The organism is Nostoc sp. ChiQUE01b, from assembly GCF_034531255.1.
Lineage (GTDB): Bacteria > Cyanobacteriota > Cyanobacteriia > Cyanobacteriales > Nostocaceae > Nostoc.
The window spans coordinates 44,717-70,220 of sequence record NZ_JAVRBM010000006.1 but is presented as its reverse complement, the minus strand read 5'-3'; the positions used below and the strand labels follow the sequence as shown (position 1 = coordinate 70,220).

Annotated in this window: 2 protein-coding genes; both read right to left on the bottom strand. The window is 43.6% G+C overall.

What is annotated here, in order from left to right; translation table 11 throughout:
- Positions 1–14: 14 nt before the first annotated feature.
- Positions 15–14,192, bottom strand: a complete 14,178-nt coding sequence (locus RMY63_RS06095; protein WP_322727845.1) for a non-ribosomal peptide synthase/polyketide synthase — start codon at positions 14,190–14,192, stop codon at positions 15–17.
- A complete protein-coding gene (locus RMY63_RS06090; protein ID WP_322727844.1) occupies positions 14,189–25,504 on the bottom strand; it encodes a non-ribosomal peptide synthetase in 11,316 nt (3,771 codons plus the stop codon). Before RMY63_RS06090 ends, RMY63_RS06095 begins: the two co-directional genes overlap by 4 nt.

Below are 25,504 nucleotides of genomic sequence, written 5' to 3'. Positions count from 1 at the left end.
TATCAATAAGTATTTCATAAATTGGTAAAGAAAGCTTGGAGTAATTTATTGTCTACTTCCGGCCAGCGAATATCGGTATTTACAAGTCCATTGAGGGTATTTTGGCAATCGAATTTTAAGCTAGATGCCGCATTTGGCGTTGACTCTGAAGATGTATTGTCTCCAGCCAGCGATACAACTGAATACAAAGCGTTATCAGTATAAATTTGGGTACTGCGAAGTAGTTCAGCTTGCCAATCTTCATAGGAAAGCTGTTGCAGTGGGTAGCCCAAAGAGCGGATGCAGTTAATAAATTGACTCCAAGGAGCAGAATCGGAATTAATTAGATGAAAGGCTTTGCCCAAAGATTCTGGCTGCTGCGACAGGTGGATTAAAGCTTTGGTGAGATAGTCTACAGGTGTAATTTCTACCATGCTGTTCATCTCTGGCGCACTTTTTAGTTGAATGCAGCTTTTGATGAATCTGTAAAACATATCATTTAAATTCCAAACGCCGGTTTGACTGTGCCATGTTATTCTACCAAGCCTGTAGATACTGCAAGGCAAACCGCGATCGCGTGCCATCATTACCATCTTTTCTGCAACCCATTTACTTTGGGCATAGCCTCCCGGAAGTCCTTGACAGGATTCCAGAGGATCATTTTCTTGAACAACCTCTAATTTGAAATACTCATCTGAGGCGAAAACGCTAACAGTAGAAATGAAATGCACAGGCTTGATTTTGATTTGACTAGCTAATCTCAAGACTTCCTCAGTTCCCCGAATATTTGCTGCTTTTAACAAAGCGTATGGATAAACATGATTCACTAAAGCGCCATTATGGTAGATTGAATCAATTTTCCCAGCCATGAGGTGAAACTGCTCATCTGAAAGACCAAGAAGCGGTTGAGATAAATCTCCTAATACTGGAATGATCCGCGAGTTAAAAGATGCCTCCCAAAGTAAATAAGATTTCAGGGTTTCTTGGAGCCGTTGTTTACCTGCGGTAACATTGGCAGCACGCACCAGACAATAGATATCTGCTTGAGTTTGTTGTAATAATTCAGCCAGCAAAAAAGCACCTACAAAGCCTGTTGCACCTGTTAGGAAAATAGCCGAAGGTTCACTTACAGGTTGATAAACTAGGTTACTAGGGTTAATTGTCTGGTCTAGGACAACTTCAGCTTGTAAGTCTACGGTAGTAATTTTATTTGCAGTGACAGTAGAGTCTGCCCCAGAGGTAAACTCAATAGTCTGAGCAAGTTCAGCGACAGTTGGGGCAGTAAATAGGTGGCGCAACGGTAAGTTAATCTGGAAAGTCTCATTTACCTGGGACATCACCCGAATTGTGGAGAGTGAATGACCTCCTAACTCAAAGAAATTATCCAGAACACCCACCTGCTTTAGATGCAGTACATTAGCCCAAATATCTGCCAATACCTTCTCTACAGAGGTACCTGGTGCCACAAAACTCACTGCCTGGGTATTATCGGAATCAGGAAAGGGTAAAGCTTTTCGGTCTACCTTGCCATTGGGAGTTAAAGGTAAAAACTCTAACCTGACAAAAGCAGAGGGCACCATGTATTGTGGTAATTTTTCTTTCAAGAAAATACGTAACTCATTGATGGTTGGTGTTTGCTCCAACTGCGGCACAAAATAAGCTACTAAGCGTTTCTCTCCTGGAATCTCTTCCCTCGCCACTACCACATTTTCTCTAACTCCTGGATGCTGACTCAGTATTGCCTCAATTTCCCCTAACTCAATTCGGAAACCTCGGATTTTTATCTGATTGTCGATGCGCCCCAGGTATTCTATGTTTCCATCTGGTAGATAGCGGGCTAAGTCACCAGTTTTGTATAATTTACTGCCTCCTGCCCTTTGGGTTCGCAGTCGCTCATGGGGGAAACCCCCAAGACCGCGCTGTCTCACCTTCTCAAAAGGGTTGGGGATGAATTTCTCTTGTGTTAATTCTGGTCGGTTGAGATAACCGCGTGCTAATCCTGCACCACCGATGTGTAACTCTCCTGGCACACCAATGGGTACTGGTTGTAAATACTTATCTAAAATGTAGATATGGGTATTGTCAATTGGGCGACCAATGCTTGGTGATATCTGCTCCTGCTCCTTAGCAACTACCGACCCAGAAGTTGTGACAACAGTATTCTCTGTTGGACCATAATTATTCACTACTTGGAAAGGGATTGACGCTGGTGGATACTGATTAAGCTTATCCCCTCCAGTCAGGATGTAACGCAAAGCTAAACTTTCCGTAGTCCATTCTAAAGACAATAACTCCTGTGTTACTGGTGTTGGCACAAAACTGATAGTAATCTTCTGTGATATCAACCAATCTCGTAAATTTACTGGCGAGGCAAGAATGTCAGATTTGACTAAGTAGATACTTGCTCCTGCTGTTAGGTAAGGCCATAATTCCCATGCAGCCGCGTCAAATCCTGTTCCTGCCATTTGGGTGGCTTTGTCTAAGGTCGTGATTTTAAAAGTACGCTGATGCCACAACACTAAATTTAACAATCCTTGATGGGCAATCAGTACTCCCTTTGGTGTTCCTGTAGAACCAGAGGTATAAATCACATAAGCCAAGTTAGTTGCTTGTACTTCAGTGATTAAATTATCTCGATTTAATTGAGAAATAAAGTGCCAATCAGTATCTAAACAAACAACCTGTGCCTGATGCTTTTGGAATTTCTCAACTAATTGCTGTTGGGTTAGCAGCACGGAAGCTTGAGCATTTTCAAGCATAAAGCTCAGACGGTCTTGGGGATACGCTGGGTCAAGCGGCACGTAAGCACCACCTGCCTTGAGAATACCAAGTAATCCCACCACCATTTCTAAGGAGCGTTCCACACATATAGCTACAAGCGTGTCGGGTCTCACACCTAAAGACTGCAAGTAATGGGCCAACTGGTTAGCACGACAATTCAACTCGTGATACGTCAATTGTTGATTCTCAAACACCACTGCCACTGCATCGGGTGTACGCTCCACCTGCTCCTCAAATAACTCATGGATACATTTATCTTGGGGATAATCTACTTGAGTATCATTCCACTCAACTAATAATTGTTGCTGCTCAGAAGCTGTTAACATTGGCAATTGCGAAATCCGCTCGCTGGGATTCGCCACAATTGCTTCGAGCAAAGTTACAAAATGACCCGTCATCCGCTCAATGGTGCAGCTATCAAATAAATTAGTGTTGTATTCCCACACTCCCACTAGTCCAGTGGGAGTGTTTTCCATTGATAAGGTAAGATCAAACTTTGCCGTGGAACTTTCTATTGGTAAGGAACTAACAGTTAACCCAGTCAACTCTATTTCAGACATGGGAGTATTCTGAAGAACAAACATTACCTGAAACAGTGGTGTATAACTCATGTCTCGTTCTGGTTGCAAAGTTTCTACCAGCATTTCAAAGGGCAAATCTTGATGAGCATAAGCTGACAGTGCCATTTCTCTTAGACGCGGGAGTAATTCGTTAAAGCTGGGATTTTCAGACAAATCAGTCCGCATCACCAAAGTATTGACAAAAAAGCCAATTAACCCTTCTATTTCGGTGCGATCGCGGTTAGCAATTGGTGTCCCCACCAAAATATCTGTTTGTCCCGTGTAGCGGTAAAGTAATGTATTGTATGCCGCTAACAAGGTCATAAACAAAGTCACCCCTTGCTCCTGACTTAGTTTTGTCAGTTGTTGAGTTAACTCAACAGACAAGGCAAACTCCATATTTGCGCCATTGAAAGTCTGCACAGCAGGTCTGGGTCTGTCTGTGGGTAATGGTAAGAATGTGGGTGCATTTGCCAATTGTTCTTGCCAGTAACTCAATTGGCTGTTCAGTACCGAGCCTTGCAACCATTGCTTTTGCCAAATAGCGAAATCTGCATACTGGATTGGTAGTGGTAACAAGGGTGACGGTTGACCTTGAGAATAAGCATTGTACAGCGCTTGTAACTCCTGGACAAACACACCTATTGACCAGCCATCACTGACAACGTGGTGCATACACACTAATAACCATTGTTCTGTCTCTGACAGCACCAGTAATGTCGCTCTGAATAGGGCTTCCTCAGCCAAGTCAAAAGGTTGAATTGCTTGTTGTTGAACTAGTTGCTGTGCAGCTAGTTCAATTTCGGTTGTCGATAAATGCTGCAAGTCAACTACTGAAAATGTCCAATTTGGTGGTGTTTGAATGATTTGAGCAGCTTGTCCATCAACAGTAACAAAGTTAGTGCGTAATGCTTCGTGGCGATGAATAATTTCAATTAAGCTTTGTTCTAAGGCTGTAACTTCAAGAGTTCCCACTAAACGCAACCCGATGGGGATATTGTATGAGGCAGTGTTCGGCTCCAACTGGTCTAAAAACCACAAACGCTGTTGAGCATAAGACAGTGGTATCTCTGCATTTTCTGCTCTTGACAATATGGGTGGTGCTGAAAGTTCTAAGTTTTGTTGCTGTAACCTTTGGATGTTTAACGCTAATTGGGCAATTGTTGGTGCAGCAAATAAGCTTCGCAAGGGGATTTCTACTTGGAAGTTAGTGCGGATGCGGGAAATGAGTTGCGTTGCTAGTAGTGAGTGTCCTCCTAGTTCAAAAAAGTTATCATGTCTGCCTACAAGCTCTACTTTCAGGACTTGTGTCCAAATCAGTGACAAAATTTCTTCGATGGGGCTGCGTGGGGCGACATATTTTTCTGATAATTCACTACTTGTCTCTGGTGCTGGTAGGGCGCGACGGTCTATTTTGCCGTTGGGGGTAAGGGGTAGGGACTCCAGTATGACGAAGGCGCTTGGTATCATGTATTCTGATAGCTTTTCTTTTAGCAAGCTACGCAGAACGCTGATTTTGGGTGTCATCTGTGACTGCGGTACGATATAGGCTACTAGGCGCTTATCACTCTTGATATCTTCGCGGGCAATGACGCAACATACTTGCACATCTTCATGTTGGCTCAGTACTGCTTCAATTTCTCCTAATTCGATGCGGAATCCCCGGATTTTTACTTGGTTATCGATGCGTACTAAGTATTCGATATTACCATCTGGCAGATAACGGGCTAAGTCCCCAGTTTTATATAAGCGTTCTCCTCCTCTCCTTCCACCGAAGGGGTTGGGGATGAATTTTTCTTGTGTTAACTCTTTTGCGTTGAAGTAGCCTTGTGCTAATCCGACACCGCCGATATATAACTCTCCTGGTACACCCACAGGTACTGGTTGTAAGTTTTGGTCGAATATGTAGATTTGTGTATTGGAAATTGGGCGACCGATAGGGATAGTTGTGGCTGTGGTTGGTAAGTTTTCTACTAAATACCAAGAAGAAAAGGTGGTATTTTCTGTTGGCCCATAGACATGAAGCAATTGCTGTGGAGCGCCTTTTTCGAGTACTTCTTGCACCCATCTTGGGTCAACCGCTTCACCACCAAATAGTAGATATCTTAAAGAACTAAACGCTTGCGGTACAAAATTGGCTAACTGATTGAATAAAGCTGTGGTTAAGAATAAGACACTAACCTCGTGGTAGCGCATATTTGCAGCAAATTCTTTCGGGGTGAGCAATACAGATTTATTGATGATGACTAGCTTGGCTCCGTGAAGCAATGCTCCCCAAATTTCAAAGGTCGCAGCATCAAAGGCAATATTTGCCGCTTGAGCAACGCGATCGCTAGGAGATAATTGTACATAATTAGTGTTGAAGACTAGTCGATTTACAGCCTGATGGGTTACTGCTACTCCCTTGGGTGTTCCTGTAGAACCAGAGGTGTAAATCACATAACATAGGTTTTCAGGACTGACTGTACTGTTGAGATTATTTTGATTTGCGAGGGATATGCTCTGCCAGTTGCTGTCTAAGGAGACGAGACGCACTTGATGTTGCACAAGATATTCTACTAATTTTTCTTGAGTCAACAGCAATGAAACTTGAGCATCTTCTAGCATAAAATTTAGACGCTCTTCAGGATACTCTGGGTCGAGAGGTACATAAACTCCACCCGCCTTGAGAATCCCAAGTATTCCTACAAGCATTTCTAAAGAACGCTCCACACATATCCCCACCAGCACATCTGCTCCTACACCCAAAGACTGCAAGTAATAGGCTAACTGGTTAGCACGACAATTTAATTCGTGGTATGTCAGTTGTTGATTCTCAAACACCACCGCCACTGCATCCGGTGTACGCTCAACCTGCTCTTCAAACAATTGATGGATACATTTATCCTGGGGATAATCCACCCATGTATCATTCCACTCAACCAATAACTGCCGTTGCTCAGATTCTGTTAATATTGGCAATTTGGAAATCCGCTCTTGAGGATTCGCCACAATTGCCTCAAGCATTGTCACAAAATGACCTGTCATTCGCTCAATAGTGCTGCTATTAAACAAGTCAGTGTTGTATTCCCACCATCCCACTAGTCCAGTAGCGGTATTCTCCATTATTAAGGTCAAATCAAACTTTGCCGTAGAACTTTCTATTGGCAATGAACTGACAGTTAACCCAGTTAACTCTATTTCAGACATGGGAGTATTCTGGAGGACAAACATCACCTGGAACAGTGGTGTATGGCTCATGTCTCGTTCTGGCTGCAATGCTTCCACCAGCATTTCAAAGGGCAAATCTTGATGAGCGTAGGCGGACAGTGCCATTTCCCGAACATGAGTGAGTAGTTCGTTAAAGGTGCGATCGCCCAAAACTTCAGTCCGCATCACCAAAGTATTGACAAAAAAGCCAATTAACCCTTCTGTTTCGGTGCGATCGCGGTTAGCAATTGGTGTCCCCACCAAAATATCTGTTTGTCCCGTATAGCGGTAAAGTAATGTATTGTATGCCGCTAACAGCGTCATAAACAAAGTCACCCCTTGCTCCTGACTCAGTTTTGTCAGTTGTTGAGTGAGTTCAACAGACAGGGCAAACTTCAGATTTGCGCCATTGAAAGTCTGCACAGCAGGTCTGGGTCTGTCTGTGGGTAATGGCAAAAATGTAGGTGCATTTGCCAATTGTTCTTGCCAGTAACTCAATTGACTGTTGAGTACTTCCCCTTGTAACCATTGCCTTTGCCATAAGGCGAAATCTGCATACTGAATTGGCAGTGGCAACAGGGGTGTTCGCGTAGCGTCTCGTAGAGATGATTCACCTTGAGAATAGGCATTGTATAGTGCTTGTAGCTCCTGGACAAACACATTTATTGACCAGCCATCACTGACAACATGGTGCATACACACTAATAGCCACTGTTCTGTCTCGGACAGTATCACTAATGTCGTTCTGAATAGGGCTTCATTTAACAAGTCAAAAGGTTGAATTGCTTGTTGTTGCACTAATTTCTGTGCAGCTATTTCTTGTTCAATTGTTGGTAGATTTTGCAACTCAACAACAGTAACTGACCAATTCGTTTCTGTTTGGATGATTTGAGCAGCTTGTCCATCTACTGTGATGAAGTTGGTGCGTAATGCTTCGTGGCGATGAATAATTTCAATTAAGCTTTGTTCTAAGGCGGCAACGTTCAGAATTCCGACTAAGCGCAAACCAATGGGGATGTTATATGATGGACTATTCGGCTCCAACTGGTCTATAAACCACAAACGCTGTTGAGCATAAGACAGGCGTAGTTCTGCATTGTTTGCCCTTGGTAATATGGCTGGTGCAGAAAGTTCTAAGTCTTGTTGCTGTAACCGTTGAATGTTTGGCGCTAATTCCGCAATTGTTGGTGCAGCAAATAAGCTCCGCAATGGTAATTCTACTTGGAAATTAGTGCGGATGCGGGAGATAAGTTGCGTTGCTAGTAGTGAGTGTCCCCCTAGTTCAAAGAAGTTATCATGTCTGCCTACAAGCTCTACTTTCAGCACTTGCACCCAAATTTGTGCCAGGATTTCTTCTATGGGTGTACGTGGAGCTACGTATTTATCTGATAATTTACTACTTGTCTCTGGTACTGGTAGGGCACGGCGGTCTATTTTGCCGTTGGGTGTTAGGGGTAGAGAATCTAGGGTGACAAAGTTACTTGGTACCATGTATTCTGGTAACTTTTCCTTGAGGAAGCTACGCAGTTGGTTGATTGTCGGTGTTATCTGTGGTTCCGGTACGATGTAGGCTACTATGCGTTTGTCACTTCTGATGTCTTCGCAGACAATGACTACAGATGTTTGCACATCTTTATGTTGGCTTAGTGCTGCCTCGATTTCTCCTAATTCGATGCGGAAACCCCGGATTTTTACTTGGTTGTCGATGCGTCCCAGGTATTCGATATTGCCATCTGGTAGATAACGAGCCAAATCTCCGGTTTTATATAATTTACTCCCTCTTGCCCTACTTCGGCTCCTTTCGGCTCCGCTCAAGGCAAGTCGCTCAGTGAGATCCTGTCTCCGGTTACTGAGCGTTCGCCTCCTGTCTCGTAGAGAAGCCGAAGTACTGCCTCCTGCCTTCTCAAAAGGGTTGGGAATGAATTTCTCTTGTGTTAACTCTGGGCGGTTGAGGTAGCCTGTTGCTAATCCTGTACCAGCGATGTGTAACTCTCCTGGCACACCCACGGGTACTGGTTGTAAGTTTTGGTCGAGTATGTAGATTTGCGTATTGGAAATTGGGCGACCAATAGGCACAGTCTTCAAATTGCTCTCTGGTTGACATTCCCAGAAGGTGACATCAATTGCCGCTTCTGTTGGCCCGTAGAGATTATGTAATTGACATTTTAAAGAAGCAAAAAAGCGTTCCTGAAGTTCTAAAGGCAGTGCTTCGCCACTACAAATAACTCGCTTCAAGCTACTGCAATTTTTAATACTTTCTTCTTCTACGAAAATCTGAAGCATTGAAGGGACAAAATGCAGTGTAGTAACTTGTTGCTCTAATATTAGCTTGACCAAGTAATTACTATCTTTATGTCCACCTGGTTTAGCTACAACTAAACGCGCTCCAGTCAATAATGGCCAGAAAAACTCCCAAACGGAGACATCGAAGCTGAAAGGAGTTTTCTGTAAAACGCAATCTATTTCTGTTAATTCATAAGCTTGCTGCATCCACAGGAGGCGATTGCAAATCCCTAGATGCGTATTTAGCGCTCCTTTAGGCTTTCCGGTGGAACCCGAAGTGTAAATCACATAAGCCAAGTTACTAGTTTGTATACCAGTGATGGGATTGTGCTGATTCGACTGGGGAATGATTTGCCAGTCGCTATCTAAGCAAACAACACGCGCTTGATGTTCAGGTAAGTTCTCAACTAGATGCTGTTGACTCAGTAGCACGGAAACTTGAGCGTCTTCAAGCATAAAACTCAGACGGTCTTGGGGATACTCAGGGTCAAGTGGTACGTAAGCCCCACCCGCCTTGAGAATACCAAGTAATCCCACTACCATCTCCAAGGAGCGTTCTACACATATCCCAACCAGCACGTCGGCTCCCACTCCCAAAGACCGCAAATAATGCGCCAACTGGTTAGCCTGACAATTCAATTCGTGGTACGTCAATTGTTGATTCTCAAACACCACTGCCACTGCATCGGGTGTGCGCTCCACTTGTTCTTCAAACAACTGATGAATAAATTTATCTTGGGGATAGTCTACTTGAGTATCATTCCACTCAACTAGTAACTGCTGTTGCTCAGATGCTGTGAGCATTGGTAATTGGTCAATTCGCTGTTGTGGATTGGCGACAATACTTGACAGCAATGTCACCAAATGACCAGTCATCCGCTCAATGGTGCTGCTATCAAACAAGTCAGTATTGTATTCCCACCACCCCACTAGTCCAGTGGAAGTGTTTTCCATTCCCAAGGTCAAATCAAATTTTGCCGTGGAACTTTCTGATGGCAAGGAACTGACAGTTAACCCAGTCAACTCTATTTCAGACATAAGAGCATTATTGAGAACAAACATCACCTGGAACAGTGGTGTATGGCTCAAGTCTCGTTCTTGCTGCAATGCTTCCACCAACATTTCAAAGGGCAAATCTTGATGAGCATAGGCGGATAGAGCTATTTCTCTCAGGCGCAGGAGTAATTCGCTAAAGCTGGGATTTTCTGCCAAGTTAGTCCGCAAAACTAAAGTGTTGACAAAAAAGCCAATTAGACCTTCTGTTTCGGCGCGATCGCGGTTGGCAATTGGTGTCCCCACCAAAATATCTGTTTGTCCCGTATAGCGGTAAAGTAATGTATTGTATGCCGCTAACAGCGTCATAAACAAAGTCACCCCTTGCTCTTGACTTAGTTTTGTCAGTTGTTGAGTTAACTCAACAGACAAGGCAAACTCCATATTTGCGCCATTGAAAGTCTGCACAGCAGGTCTGGGTCTGTCTGTGGGTAATGGTAAGAATGTGGGTGCATTTGCCAATTGTTCTTGCCAGTAACTCAATTGGCTGTTCAGTACCGAGCCTTGCAACCATTGTCTTTGCCAAATAGCAAAATTTGCATACTGAATCGGCAGTGGTAATAAGGGTGAGCGTTGACCTTGAGAAAAGGCATTGTACAGCGCTTGTAACTCCTGGACAAACACATTTATTGACCAGCCATCACTAACAACATGGTGCATACACACTAATAACCACTGTTCCGTCTCCGACAATAGTACTAATGTCGCTCTAATTAATGCTTCCTCAGCCAAGTTAAAAGGTTGAATCCCCTGTTGTTGCACTAATTTCTGTGCAGTAGTTTTTTGTTCTGTTACTTCTGCTCCGCTCTGTACAAGTATCGATAAATGCTGCAAGTCAACTACTTTTACTGTCCAATTCGTTTCTGTTTGAATGATTTGAGAAGCTTGTCCATCAACAGTAACAAAGTTAGTGCGTAAGGCTTCGTGGCGATGAATGATTTCTTGTAAGCTTTGTTCTAATGCTGCAACATTAAGAGTTCCGGCTAAACGCAACCCGAAATGGATGTTGTATAAAGCACTGTTCGGCTCCAACTGGTCTAAAAACCACAACCGTTGTTGCGCGAATGACAGTGGTATTTCTGCATTCTCTGCCCTTGGAAATATGGGTGGTGCTGATAGTTCTATATTTTGCTGCTGTAATTGCTGAATTGATGATGCTAATTCAGCAACAGTTGGTGTGGCAAATAAGCTCCGCAATGGTAATTCTACTTTCAAGCTGGTACGCACACGGGAAATGAGTTGCGTTGCTAGTAGAGAATGTCCCCCTAGTTCAAAGAAATTATCATGTCTGCCTACAAGCTCTACTTTCAGGACTTGTTGCCAAATCAGCGCCAGTATTTCTTCAATTGGGGTGCGTGGAGCTACATATTTCTCTAATAATTTACTACTTGGCTCTGGTGCAGGTAGGGCACGACGGTCTACTTTGCCATTGGGGGTTAGGGGTAAAGACTCCAAGATGACTATTGCCGAAGGAACTATGTATTCTGGTAGCTTCGACTTGAGGAATTGCCGCAGAACGCTTACTGTGGGTGTCTGCTCTGGTTGGGGAACGATGTAAGCAACTAGGCGTTTATCGCCAGGAGTATCTTCGCGGGCGATCGCACAAGATGCTTGTATATGCTCATATTGGCTCAGTACTGCTTCTATTTCTCCCAATTCAATGCGAAATCCCCGTATTTTTACTTGGCTATCAATACGTCCTAAGTATTCGATATTGCCATCTGATAAATAACGTCCTAAATCCCCTGTTTTGTAAAGACGTTCTCCCCCCCTGCTCCTCTGCTCCTCTGCTCCCCTGCTTCTACCGAAGGGGTTGGGAATAAATTTTTCTTCTGTTAACTCTGGTCGATTCAAGTAGCCTCGCGCTAAGGAAACACCACCGATGTGCAGTTCCCCTGGTATACCCAAAGGTACAGGCTGTAAATACTTATCCAGGATGTAGATTTGCGTGTTGGCAATGGGACGGCCAATCGGAGGAAGTAGCGACCAAGTGTCCACCGAATTAGTCAGAGTAAAAGTGACGATCACATGGCTCTCCGATGGCCCATAATGATTGTGCAGAGTACAGTCACTTAGCTGACTTAGCCACTTGGAAATGGCGGGAGTAATCTGTAACTGTTCCCCAGCAGTAATGATTTCCCTCAGATTACTAGTCACTAATTCACTACTAACAGCTACCTCCGCTAGTTGCTGTAAAGCAACAAATGGAACAAACAGTCTTTCAATAGCTTGTTCTTGGAGTAAACCTAATAAAGCTAAGGGTTCCCGGCGTAATTCCTCCCCAATCAACAGCAATGTGCCACCAGAACACCAAGTAGAAAACATTTCTTGAAAGGAGACATCAAAGCTGACAGGAGCAAATTGTAGGGTTTTTACTCCACTAGGAGAAATTGACGAATTTTGCAGTTGCCATAATATAAGATTGCAAAGAGCAAGCTGATTCATGGCTACACCCTTTGGTTGACCCGTAGAACCAGAGGTGTAAATTACGTAACCCAAGTTATTCTCTTGCACGCCAGGGATCAGATTATCCTGATTTAACTGGGAAATAAGTTGCCAGTCGGTGTCTAAGTAGACGACACGCGCCTGATGCTCAGGTAATTTCTCAACCAATAGTTGTTGGGTAAGTAGCACTGACACAGCCGCATCTTCTAACATGAAGCGCAAACGGTCTTGGGGATACGCTGGGTCAAGTGGTACATAAGCGCCACCTGCTTTGAGAATTCCTAGTATTCCTATTAACATTTCTAGGGAGCGTTCTATACATATCCCCACTAGCACATCTGGTTTTACACCCAAGGACTGCAAATAATGCGCCAATTGATTAGCACGACAATTTAACTCATGATATGTCAGTTGTTGATTCTCAAAGACCACCGCCACAGCATTGGGTGTAAGTTCTACCTGCACCTCAAATAACTTATGGATACATTTATCTTGGGGGTAATCTATCTGGGTATCATTCCAGTCAACTAATAGCTGTTGCTGCTCAGATTTTGTTAGTATTGGCAACTGGGAAATTTGTTGCTGAGGATTAGTAGCGATCGCCTCAAGCATTGTTCTAAAATGGCCAAGCATCCGGCTAATCGTTCCATCTTCAAATCGACTAGCATCATACATCACCCTCAGCGACAGTTGCTCACCAGGGGAAACTAAAACCGTCAGTGGATAATTTGTTTGTTCAATCCACCTAAAATTTGAGAGGGAAAAATCTTTATTGCCTTGTAGAACATCAGCATCAACAGGATAATTCTCAAAAACAACAATACTCTCAAACAAAGATGTACCCCTGGGAACATCACTCAACCCCTGAATCTCTACCAATGAGCTATAGGAAAATTGCTCAGACTCAATCTGTTGTGCCTGTAAATCCTTTAACAAACCCAGCAATTCAGTCTGCTCGGAGATTTGTACCCGCACTGGCAGAGTATTGATAAATAACCCCACTATCGACTCTACACCAACAAGTTCAGGCGGACGACCAGACACAGTTGCACCAAAAACCACATCTGTTTCTTGGCTGTAGCGAGACAGTAACAATCCCCAAGTCGCCTGCACCAAATTACTCATCGTCAATTGATGCTGTCTCACAAAAGACACCACTGCTGCTGTCGCTGGCACAGTTAATTCAATTTGTTGTTCGCCGTAGCCAGAATGCTGCTCTCGCATCGACAATGGTTTATCCACAGTCAAAGGAGTTGGTGTATTAAAACCTCGGAGTTTTTGTCGCCAAAAATCTGCTGCTAAATCTCGATTTTGTTGCTGTAACCAAGAAATATAGTTGCGGTAGCTGACAGTTCCGATGTTGGATAAACTTTCACCCTGAGAAATTGCTTGATAAAAATCTAACAGGTCTTTGAAAACCAAAGGTGACGACCAGCCATCAAGTAATAAATGATGATGACACCAAACAAACTGATAAGTATTCCCATCCAACTGGATTAGATGTAGGCGCATTAATGGCGCTTGCGATACTTGGAACCCCTGTTGTCGCTCAGAATCTAGAAAAGTCTCTAATTGCTGTTGCTGCTCTTGCGTAGATAAATCTCGCCAGTTGTATGTTTCGACCGTCACATTCACCTGTCGATACACCACTTGAACTGGCTGGCTCAAAGACTCCCAAAGGAACGCTGTGCGGAAGACGGGATGCCGAACTACCACTTGCTGCCAAGCTTGCTCAAAGATTTTTACATTTAGGTTTCCCGTCAAAATGCAAGTTATCTGCTCAAAATATACACCTGAGTCTGGAGCATACAAGCTTTCAAACAGCATCCCTTCTTGCATGGGAGATAAGGGATAAATATCTTCAATATTTTGCCGATTAGTTTTGCTAAGTTCTAGTTTCATAAATTTTGTAATATTTGATCAAGTTCTAGTTGATTAAGGTTGATTAATGGAAAATCTGTTGGTGTATAACCTGCATTTTCTAGTGATAAACAATGAGCAATTAGCTCTTGCAAAGTTTCGACAAATTCTTGGGCAATATTCTCAATCGTTTCGTGCTGATGGATATTGCTGCTATATGTCCAATCTATTTGCAGTTGTTCGTTGGTAATGATGGCATTAATGTCTAGCAAATAATGGCGCTGACCTTGTAAACTCTGGCTGTTTCCGCTAGGCTCATTAGCTATTTGCATCAGAGAGGATGTATTAACAACTTGAGCAAATTGCCCCAAATAATTGAAGCTAATTTCTGCTTGGGGAATTTTCTTTAGTTCGGCGCTAATTTCTGCATCAAGATTCAAATAACGCAATAAGCCATAGCCAATGCCTTTATTAGGAATTTCACGTAATTGTTCCTTGACAGATTTTAAAGCAGTACCAAGATCATCTATGATTCCCAGTTCCACAACCACTGGGAAAATCGTTGTAAACCAACCAACGGTGCGTGATAAGTCTAGACCATCAACGATTTCTTGCCGTCCATGACCTTCTAAGTTGAATAATACTGACTCAGAGTTAGTCCATCTGCTCAATACCAGCGCGAGGGCAGTTAACAAGACATCGTTAATTTGTGTTTTATAAGCTTTCGGTACATCTTGCAGGAGTGCTTGGGTTTCTGCTTCGTTTAATGACACTGATATTGTCTTAGCCGATGCAGTAGTATTTATTCCTTGTGAATAGTCTACTGGGAGGGAATCAACTGCATCGTAAGATGCACTCAACCAATAATCTAGTTCTGTTTTCAAAACTTCTGATTGAGCATACTCTGTCAGCTGTTGCGCCCAATCTTTGAAGGATGTGGTTTTAGCAGGTAGTTGAATGGTCTTGCCTTGACTGAGTTGCTGATAAGCTGTCTGCAAATCTTCTAACAATATCCGCCAGGAAACACCGTCTACTACTAAGTGGTGAATTATTATTAATAATCGCGCTTTTTTGTCAATACCTAGCCAGAAAAATGCTACTTGTACGAGATTTTCTGACAGATTTAAACTCGCTTGTAATTCGTTGGCTATGGTTTCAATGGTAGTTTCTATCTCAGTTTCTGGAACTGTCGACAGGTCAAAATGAGGGATAGTAATGCTATCTGTTGAGTCGGCATGAATTTGCTGCCATGTTGTATCTGTTTGGGTGAATCTTAGTCTTAGAGCATCGTGATGTTTTAGTAGTTGCTGCCATACTTGCTCTAATATTTCTAGGTTGAGATTGGATGGTACTGTGAGGAGAAATGATTGGTTGAAGTGGTGTTTCTCTGGTAATTTCTGCTCAAAAAACCAATTTTGAATTGGTGTTAGGGGTAATTTCCCTGTGACTAATCCTTGTTCAATTGAGAGTGCTTTTGTTGTGCCTGCGACTGTCGCTAATTGAGCGATCGTTTGATTGGCAAATAGTTGTTTGACTGTTAGTTCTATTCCAGCTAGTTTTGCTCTGGTGATGATTTGAATGCTGAGGATCGAATCTCCACCTAGTTCAAAAAAGTTATCGTGTATGCCTATTTGCTCTATTCTTAATACTTGCGCCCAAATTTGCGCTAATTTTTCTTCAATGGGGGTGCGCGGTTGCACTATATCGATTTCTATTCCTGTGCGTGCTTCTGGTTCTGGTAGGGCGCGACGGTCTATTTTGCCGTTGGGGGTTAGGGGTAGGGATTCTAGGGTGAAGAAGGCACTTGGTACCATGTATTCTGGCAGTTTTCCTTTGAGAAAGCTACGCAGTTCGCTAACTGTGGGTGTTATCTGTGGCTGGGGTACTATGTAGGTGACTAGGCGTTTATTTCCGGGAATATCTTCGCGAACGATGACACAACATACTTGCACATCTTCATATTTGCTCAGTGCTGCTTCTATTTCTCCTAACTCAATGCGGAATCCCCGGATTTTCACCTGATTGTCGATGCGTCCCAAGTATTCGATATTGCCATCTGGTAGATAACGTCCTAAATCCCCAGTTTTATATAATTTACTCCCTCCTGCCTTCTCAAAAGGGTTGGAGATAAATTTCTCTTGTGTTAACTCTGAGCGGTTGAGGTATCCTATTGCTAATCCTGCACCACCAATGTGCAGTTCTCCTGGTACACCCACAGGTACTGGTTGTAGGTTTTGGTCGAGTATGTAGATTTGCGTGTTGGAAATTGGACGACCAATGGGGACAAGTTGTGGATAAATTTCACGCTGGCAATTCCAGAAAGTTGCATCAATACAAGCTTCTGTTGGTCCGTAGAGATTGTGCAAATTTACATCTAGCTTACTTAATAAGCTTTCTTGCAGAGTAACAGGTAAGGCTTCACCGCCACAGAATACGTGTTTGAGGGAGTGACAAGTTTCGATTCCTCCTTGTTCTAAAAGCATTTGCAGCAAAGATGGAACAAGTTGAATAGTAGTTACTTGCTGCTGGACAATTAACTTTATGAGATAAGCACTGTCAGTATGACCTCCCGGTTCAGCTATTAACAACTGTCCACCTGCTAACAATGGAGCGTAGAATTCCCAAACTGAGGCATCAAAGCCAAAGGGAGTTTTTTGCAGTACTTTGTCTTTTTTAGTCAGGGGAAATGTTGCTTGCATCCAGAACATGTGGTTGCAAAGGTTACTGTGAGATAGTATTACCCCCTTGGGTTGACCAGTAGAGCCAGAAGTATAAATAACATAAGCTATGTTACTAGCTTGCACCTCAGCAATTAGATTCTCTTGGCTAAACTTAGCGATCGCAATCCAGTCTTTATCTAAGTGAACTACACGCGCCTGATGTTGAGGAAGAGACTCAACTAGATGCTGTTGGGTAAGTAGCACGGAAACTTGAGCGTCTGCGAGCATGAACGAGAGACGGTCTTGGGGATACTCAGGGTCAAGTGGCACGTAAGCGCCACCCGCCTTGAGAATACCAAGTAATCCCACCACCATTTCTAAGGAGCGTTCCACACATATCCCCACCAGCACATCCGCTCCTACACCCAAAGACTGCAAGTAATGGGCTAATTGGTTAGCACGACAATTCAACTCGTGGTACGTCAATTGTTGATTCTCAAACACCACTGCGACTGCATCAGGTGTACGCTCAACCTGCTCCTCAAACAACTGATGTACACATTTATCTTGGGGATAGTCTACTTGAGTATCATTCCACTCAACTAATAACTGCTGTTGCTCAAATACTGTGAGTATTGGTAATTGAGAAATGCGATCGCTGGGATTCGCCACAATTGCTTCAACTAAAGTCACAAAATGACCAGTCATCCGCTCAATGGTGCTGCTATCAAACAAGTCAGTATTGTATTCCCACACTCCCACTAGTCCAGTGGTAGTGTTTTCCATTAATAAAGTTAAATCAAACTTTGCTGTGGAACTTTCTATTGGCAATTCACTGACAGTTAACCCAGTCAACTCTATTTCAGATATGGAAGCATTCTGGAGAACAAACATCACCTGGAACAGTGGTGTATGACTCATGTCTCGTTCTGGCTGCAATGCCTCCACCAACATTTCAAAGGGCAAATCTTGATGAGCATAGGCAGACAGTGCCATTTCCCGAACATGAGTGAGTAGTTCGTTAAAGGTGCGATCGCCCAAAACTTCAGTCCGCATCACCAAAGTATTGACAAAAAAGCCAATTAACCCTTCTGTTTCGGTGCGATCGCGGTTAGCAATTGGTGTCCCCACCAAAATATCTGTTTGTCCCGTGTAGCGGTAAAGCAGGGTATTGTATGCCGCCAACAACGTCATAAACAAAGTTACCCCTTGCTGTTGACTCAGTTGTTCCAACTTTTGGGTCAACTCAATAGAGAGTGTAAACTCCAGATGTGCGCCATTGAAAGTCTGCACAGCAGGCCTGGATCTGTCTGTGGGTAATGGCAAGAATGTGGGTGCATTTGCCAACTGTTTTTCCCAGTAACTCAATTGCTTGTTCAGTACTTCCTCTTGCAACCATTGTCTTTGCCATAAGGCGAAATCTGCGTACTGAATTGGTAGTGATAACAGGGGCGTTCGCGTAGCGTCTCGTAGAGATGATTCACCCTGAGAATAGGCATTGTACAGTGCTTGTAACTCCTGGACAAACACACCTATTGACCAGCCATCAGAGACAACGTGGTGCATACACACTAATAACCACTGTTCTGTAGGAGACAGCATTACTAATGTTGCTCTGATTAATGCATCATGAGCTAAGTCAAAAGGTTGAATTGCTTGTTGTTGCACTAATTTCTGTGCAGCAATTTCTTGTTCTCTCCAGGGTAAATGCTGCAAGTCAACAACTGTAACCGTCCAATTTGTTGCTGTTTGAATTATTTGTGAAGGCTTTCCATCAACAGTAACAAAGTTGGTACGTAAGGCTTCATGGCGATCAATAATTTCTTGTAAGCTTTGTTCTAAGGCTACAACATTCACACTTCCGACTAGACGCAACCCGAAGGGAATGTTGTATGAAGCACTGTTCGGCTCAAACTGGTCTAAAAACCATAAACGCTGTTGAGCGAACGATAGTGGTAATTCGGTATTCCCTATCCTGGGTAATATGGGCGGTGCAACAAGTTCTAAATCTTGTTTCTGTAACTGCTGAATCAATGGTGCTAACTCGGCAATTGTGGGTGCAGCAAATAACGAACGTAATGGTAGTTCTACTTTCAAGCTGGTACGCACACGGGAGATGAGTTGCGTTGCCAGTAGTGAGTGTCCTCCTAGCTCAAAGAAGTTATCATGTCTACCTACAAGCTCTACTTTTAGGACTTGTTGCCAAATCAGTGCCAGTACTTCTTCAATCGGGGTGCGAGGCGCGACATATTTCTCTAATAATTCGCTACTCGGCTCTGGTGCTGGTAGCGCGCGACGGTCTATTTTGCCGTTGGGGGTAAGCGGTAGGGACTCCAAGATGACTATTGCGCTTGGTACCATGTAGTCTGGTAACTTTTTCTTGAGGTCGCTACGTAGTTCGCTAATTGTGAGTGTTACTTGTGGCTGGGCTACGATGTAGGCAACTAGGCGCTTGTCACTCCTGATATTTTCACGGGCTACGACACATGATGCTTGCACATTGGGATGTTGGCTTAGTACTGCTTCAATTTCTCCCAATTCGATGCGGAATCCCCGGATTTTCACCTGATTATCGATACGCCCCAGGTATTCTATTTTGCCATCTGGTAAATAACGCGCTAAATCCCCTGTTTTATATAAAAGTGCTGAGTGCTGAATTGTCCCCCTGCTCCCCTGCTCCCCTGCTCCCCTGCTCCCTGCCCCCTGCCCCCTGCCTCCACTGAAGGGGTTAGGAATGAATTTTTCTTGTGTTAACTCTGGTCGGTTCAAGTAGCCTTTTGCTAATCCTGCACCACCTATGTGCAGTTCTCCTAACACACCTACAGGTACTGGTTGTAAGTTTTGGTCTAGTATGTATATCTGAGTATTAGAAATTGGACGGCCAATAGAAATCAAGCTTTCATTGGATTCGAGTTGACATACTGATGACCAAATAGTTGCCTCTGTTGGGCCATAAAGATTCCACACAGAAGTATTCTTGGCAAGCAATTGATTAACTAGATCCCAAGGTAAAGCTTCACCACCGCAAAGTATTTTTAAATCGCTAAATTGGTAGTTGGAGTCTAAAAGCAATCTCCAAGTAGCTGGAGTTGCTTGCATAATTGTTGCTTTAGACTTAACTAGCAAGTCAAATAACTCTCTTCCATCAAGGGTCACTTCACGACTGGCTATTACTAGACATGCACCTACAGTTATGGGCAGAAAAATTTCTAAAGCAGCAATATCAAAGGAAATAGTAGTGATTGCAAGCAGTGTATCTTGTTTTGTTATTCCTGGGCGCTGCTGCATAGCAGATAGAAAATTGCTCACAGATTTATGTGAGATTTGCACACCTTTGGGTTGACCTGTAGAACCGGAAGTATAAATCACATAAGCTAAGTTACTAGCTTGGACATCAGTGATGGGATTTTCTTGAGTCAACTGAGAAATCAACTGCCAATTAGTATCCAAGCTTACAAGCTGCGCCTGACACTCAGGTAATTTTTCAACTAAATGGTGTTGACTCAGCAGGACTGAGACTTGAGCATCTTCCAAGATAAAGCGCAAACGCTCTTGGGGATATTCTGGGTCAAGTGGTACGTAAGTCCCACCTGCCTTGAGAATGCCCAATAGTCCGACGACCATCTCTAAAGAGCGCTCCACACAAATCCCAACCAGCGCATCTGCTCCCACACCCAAGGACTGTAAATAATGCGCCAATTGGTTAGCACGAGTGTTCAACTCTTGGTATGTCAGTTGTTGATTTTCAAACACCACTGCTATTGCATCAGGTGTTCGTTCTACCAGTTCTTCAAATAACTGATGAATACATTTATCTTGGGGATAATCTACTTGAGTATCATTCCACTCCACTAATAACTGTTGCTGCTCAGATGCTTTGAGCATTGGCAATTGGGAAATCCGCTCGCTGGGATTTGCCACAATTGCCTCAAGCAGTGTCAAAAAATGACCAGTCATCCGCTCAATGGTGCTGCTATCAAACAAGTCAGTGTTGTACTCCCACCACCCAAAGAGTCCATTGGGAGTGTTTTCCATTGTTAAAGTTAAATCAAACTTTGCCGTAGTAATTCCTATTGGCAATCCACTGACACTTAACCCAGTCAACTCTATTTCAGACATGGGAGCGTTCAGGAGAACGAACATCACTTGGAACAATGGTGTATGGCTGAGATCCCGTTCTGGCTGCAATGCTTCCACCAGCATTTCAAAGGGCAAATCTTGATGAGCATAAGCTGACAGTGCCATTTCTCTCAGGCGCGGGAGTAATTCGTTAAAACTGGGGTTTCCTGCTAAATCAGTCCGCATCACCAAAGTATTGACAAAAAAGCCAATTAGACCTTCTAGCTCGGTGCGATCGCGGTTGGCAATTGGTGTCCCTACCAAAATATCTTCTTGTCCTGTGTAGCGGTAAAGCAGGGTATTATAAGCCGCTAACAAAGTCATAAACAAAGTTACCCCTTGCTGTTGACTGAGCTGCAACAACTTTTGAGTTAACTCAACAGACAGAGTAAACACATGATATGAGCCATTGAAAGTCTGCACAGCAGGTCTGGGTCTATCTGTGGGTAGTGGCAAGAATGTGGGTGCATTTGCCAATTGTTGTTGCCAGTAACTCAAGTGGTTTTGTAGTACTTCCCCTTGCAACCATTGTCTTTGCCAAATAGAGAAATCTGCATACTGAATCGGCAGTGGCAACAGGGGTGACGGTTGACCCTGAGAATAAGCATTGTACAGCGCTTGTAACTCCTGGACAAACACACCGATTGACCAGCCATCACTGACAACATGGTGCATACACACTAATAACCACTGTTCTGTAGGAGACAGCATCACTAATGTCGCTGTGATTAATGAATTATTAGCTAAGTCAAAAGGCTCAATTGCTTTTTGTTCCAGTAATTTCTGTGCAACCGTTTTTTGTTCTGTTACTTCTGCTGAGGTAGAGGCTGCGCCAACGGCTTCGCTCAGTACAAGTGTGGGTAAATGCTGCAAGTCAACTACTGTTACTGTCCAATTCGTTTGAGTTTGAATGATTTGAGCAGCTTGTCCATCAACAGTAACAAAGTTGGTACGTAAGGCTTCATGGCGATCGATAATTTCTTTTAAACTTTGTTCTAAGGCTGCAACATTAAGAGTTCCTACTAGACGCAAACCAATGACGATACTATATAAAGCACTGTTCGACTCTAACTGATCTAAAAACCACAAACGCTGTTGAGCATAAGACAGTGGTATTTCTGCATTCTCTACCCGCCTTAAGATGGGTGGTGCTGACAGTTCTATATCTTGCTGCTGTAACTGCTGAATCGATGGTGCTAACTCGGCAATTGTTGGTGCAGCAAATAAGCTTCGCAATGGTATTTCTATTTTCAATCTGCTACGTACACGAGAGATGAATTGCGTTGCCAGTAGGGAGTGTCCCCCTAGTTCAAAGAAGTCGTCATGTCTGCCTACAAGCTCTACTTTCAGGACTTGTTGCCAAATTGACGCCAGGATTTCTTCAATGGGGGTGCGCGGAGCTACATATTTCTCTAATAATTCACTACTTGGCTCTGGTGCTGGTAGGGCACGACGATCTATTTTGCCGTTGGGGGTTAGGGGTAAAGATTCTAAGATAACGAAGGCACTTGGTACCATGTATTCTGGTAGCTTTTCTTTGAGGAAGCTACGCAGAACGCTGATTCTAGGTGTCACCTGTGGCTGCGGTACGATATAGGCTACTAGGCGCTTATCACCCCTGATATCTTCACGGGCTATGACACATGATGCTTGCACATGGGGATGTTGGCTCAGTGCTGCTTCGATTTCTCCCAACTCAATGCGGAATCCCCGGATTTTTACTTGGTTATCGATACGCCCCAGGTATTCGATATTACCATCTGGTAGATAACGAGCCAAGTCCCCTGTTTTGTACAACCGTTCTCTCCCCCTGCTCCTTGCTCCCTGCCCCTGGTCACTGAGCGTAGCCGTTGGCGCAGCCTCTCGTAGAGAAGTGCTGCCTCCACTAAAGGGGTTAGGAATGAATTTTTCTTGTGTTAATTCTGGGCGATTGAGATAACCTCGTGCTAATCCCACACCACTAATGTGCAGTTCTCCTGGTACACCAACGGGAACTAGTTGTAAGTCTGAGTCTAAGATGTAGATTTGTTTGTTGGCAATAGGACGACCAATGGTAACTTTCTCGTCCCCTGGAGTACATTTTGCCACTGTGGCACAAACACTCGCTTCTGTCGGCCCATAGGCGTTGAAGAAGTTTCTTCCTGTAGACCATTGTCGCATCAGTTCAATAGGACAGGCTTCTCCGGCAACAATGATTGTTTGCAATGTTGGCAGTTCTTCTTGTGGCAGGACTACCAGTGCTGATGGTGGTAGGGTGACATGGGTAATGCGATCGTTCTTTAATCGGTCAATTAAAGGCATACCCGGCAGGAGAGAGTCTTTTGTTCCTAAGTAAAGTGTTGCCCCCGATCCAAAAGCCATCAAAATTTCTGATATGCAAGCATCAAAACTGAAGGAGGCAAACTGGAGAACTCGACTATCACCAGACAAGCTGAAAACCTGAATTTGAGCTTTAGCTAAATTGCATAATCCACTATGCTCAACCATTACCCCTTTAGGTTTGCCTGTGGAGCCAGATGTGTAAATTACATTCGCTAGATGAGTAGGCGTTACTACCTTAATAAGGTTATTCTGTTTGTTTTGCAGAATTTCTGACCAGACTTCATCTAAACAAATTAGTTTTGCCTGATACTCAGGTAATTTATCGAGGAGTCGCTTTTGACTCAGTAATACTGAAACTTGAGCGTCTTCAAGCATGAACAAGAGACGGTCTTTGGGATACTCAGAGTCAAGTGGTACGTAAGCCCCACCCGCCTTGAGAATACCCAACAGTCCCACGACCATCTCTAAAGAACGCTCTAGACAAATACCCACCAGCACATCGACTCCCACTCCCAAAGACCGCAAATAATGCGCCAAAGAGTTAGCCTGACAATTCAATTCATGGTACGTCAATTGTTGATTCTCAAATACCACTGCTACTGCATTTGGTGTACGCTCTACCTGCTCTTCAAATAACTGATGGATACATTTATCCTGGGGATAGTCTACTTGGGTATCATTCCACTCAACTAATAACTGCTGTTGCTCAGATTGTGTCAACAAAGGTAATTGGTCAATTCGTTGCTGAGGATTTGCTACAACTGCTTCAAGCATTGTTACAAAATGCCCCATCATCCGCTCAATGGTGCTGTCATTAAACAAGTCGGTGTTGTAATTCCATGTACCTTTGAGTGAGCCTGGGGCTTCAAGAATGGTTAAGGTTAAATCAAATGCAGCCTCTTTAATCTCTGAAATCATTGATTCCACAATCAAACCATCACTATCCATGAGTGACACTTCTGTGTCATTCTGGTCATAGCTATCCCAAACAAAGGCTACCTGATAAAGTGGCGAAAAACTGGGGTTGCGGACAGGTTGCAGTCGCTCCACCAGCAGGGGAAAGGAATAATCCTGATGCTCTAGGGCATCTAACACACAAGAGCGCGATCGCCTCAGCAACTCTTGAAAAGTCGGTTTTCCTGAAAGGTCTCCTCGCAAGACAACAGGATTAGTAAAGTAACCCACAATATTTTCAAACTCTGAACGGCTCCGATTCACCATTGGAGAGCCAATTAAAATATCTTCTCGATCGGTATAACGTAGTAATAGTATTTGTAATGCTGTTAATAAAAGTATATAAAGAGAAGCACCTTCTCTGTTTGCCAATTCTGCGAGCTTTTGCCGCAGTTCTTCTTCAACGGTAAAAAAGCGGGAAGCACCATTAAAGGTTTGGCTTTGAGGTCTTGGTCGGTCTGTTGGCAAATTTAGCAGTGGCAACTCACCAGATAGTTGTTGCCGCCAGTAAGTCCACAAACTTTCTCCCTGCGAACTAACGAGCATTTGCTCTGACCACTTGATGTAATCTTGATACTGATAGTTTTGTGCTGATAGTTGGGCTGCTTCACCTTTTGCGTAGGCGTAGCCCGTCGTAGACATCGCTTTATAAAAGGCTCTCAGTTCATCGGTCATGATTTCTAAAGACCGGAAATCCCCTACTATCTGATGTAGCGTGACTAAAAGAATATGTTCTTTGGTTGCTAATTTATCAGTTTTAATATGGTTAATTAATAAGTCAAAGCGCAATATCGGGCCCTGTTCTAAGTTAAAGGGGCGATCGCTTCTTTCTGAAAGCCATTTATTTACATCATCTTGGCCAAGATCGAAAGTTTTTTGGATGCTAAAGTCAACTTGCTGGTTTTCATGAACTGTTTGCACAGATTCCCCATCAATAGTCCCAAAGGTAGTCCTCAAACCTGGATGCCTTTCAAATAGGGCTTGTGCTGCTTGCTTCAGGGCTGGAATATCCAAATTTGTGACTAATTTTGCTGCATAAGTGGCGTTATAAGCGGTATTGCTAGGTGCTAATTGATATAAAGACCAGAGTGCCTGTTGACCGTGGGAGAGGGGATAAGTTGCAGCCTGATTACTACTCTGGGATAAAATTCGGATAATTTCTGGTTTATATTGTTCAATTTCCCCCAATAACTCAGAGGTTAGTGAGTTTTTAGGCGATCGGTAGCGCAGTTTTCCTCCATCAATCCAGAGTTCAACATTATTTGCTGAAATGTTTTCTAAAAGCTCTGTTAAATTCAT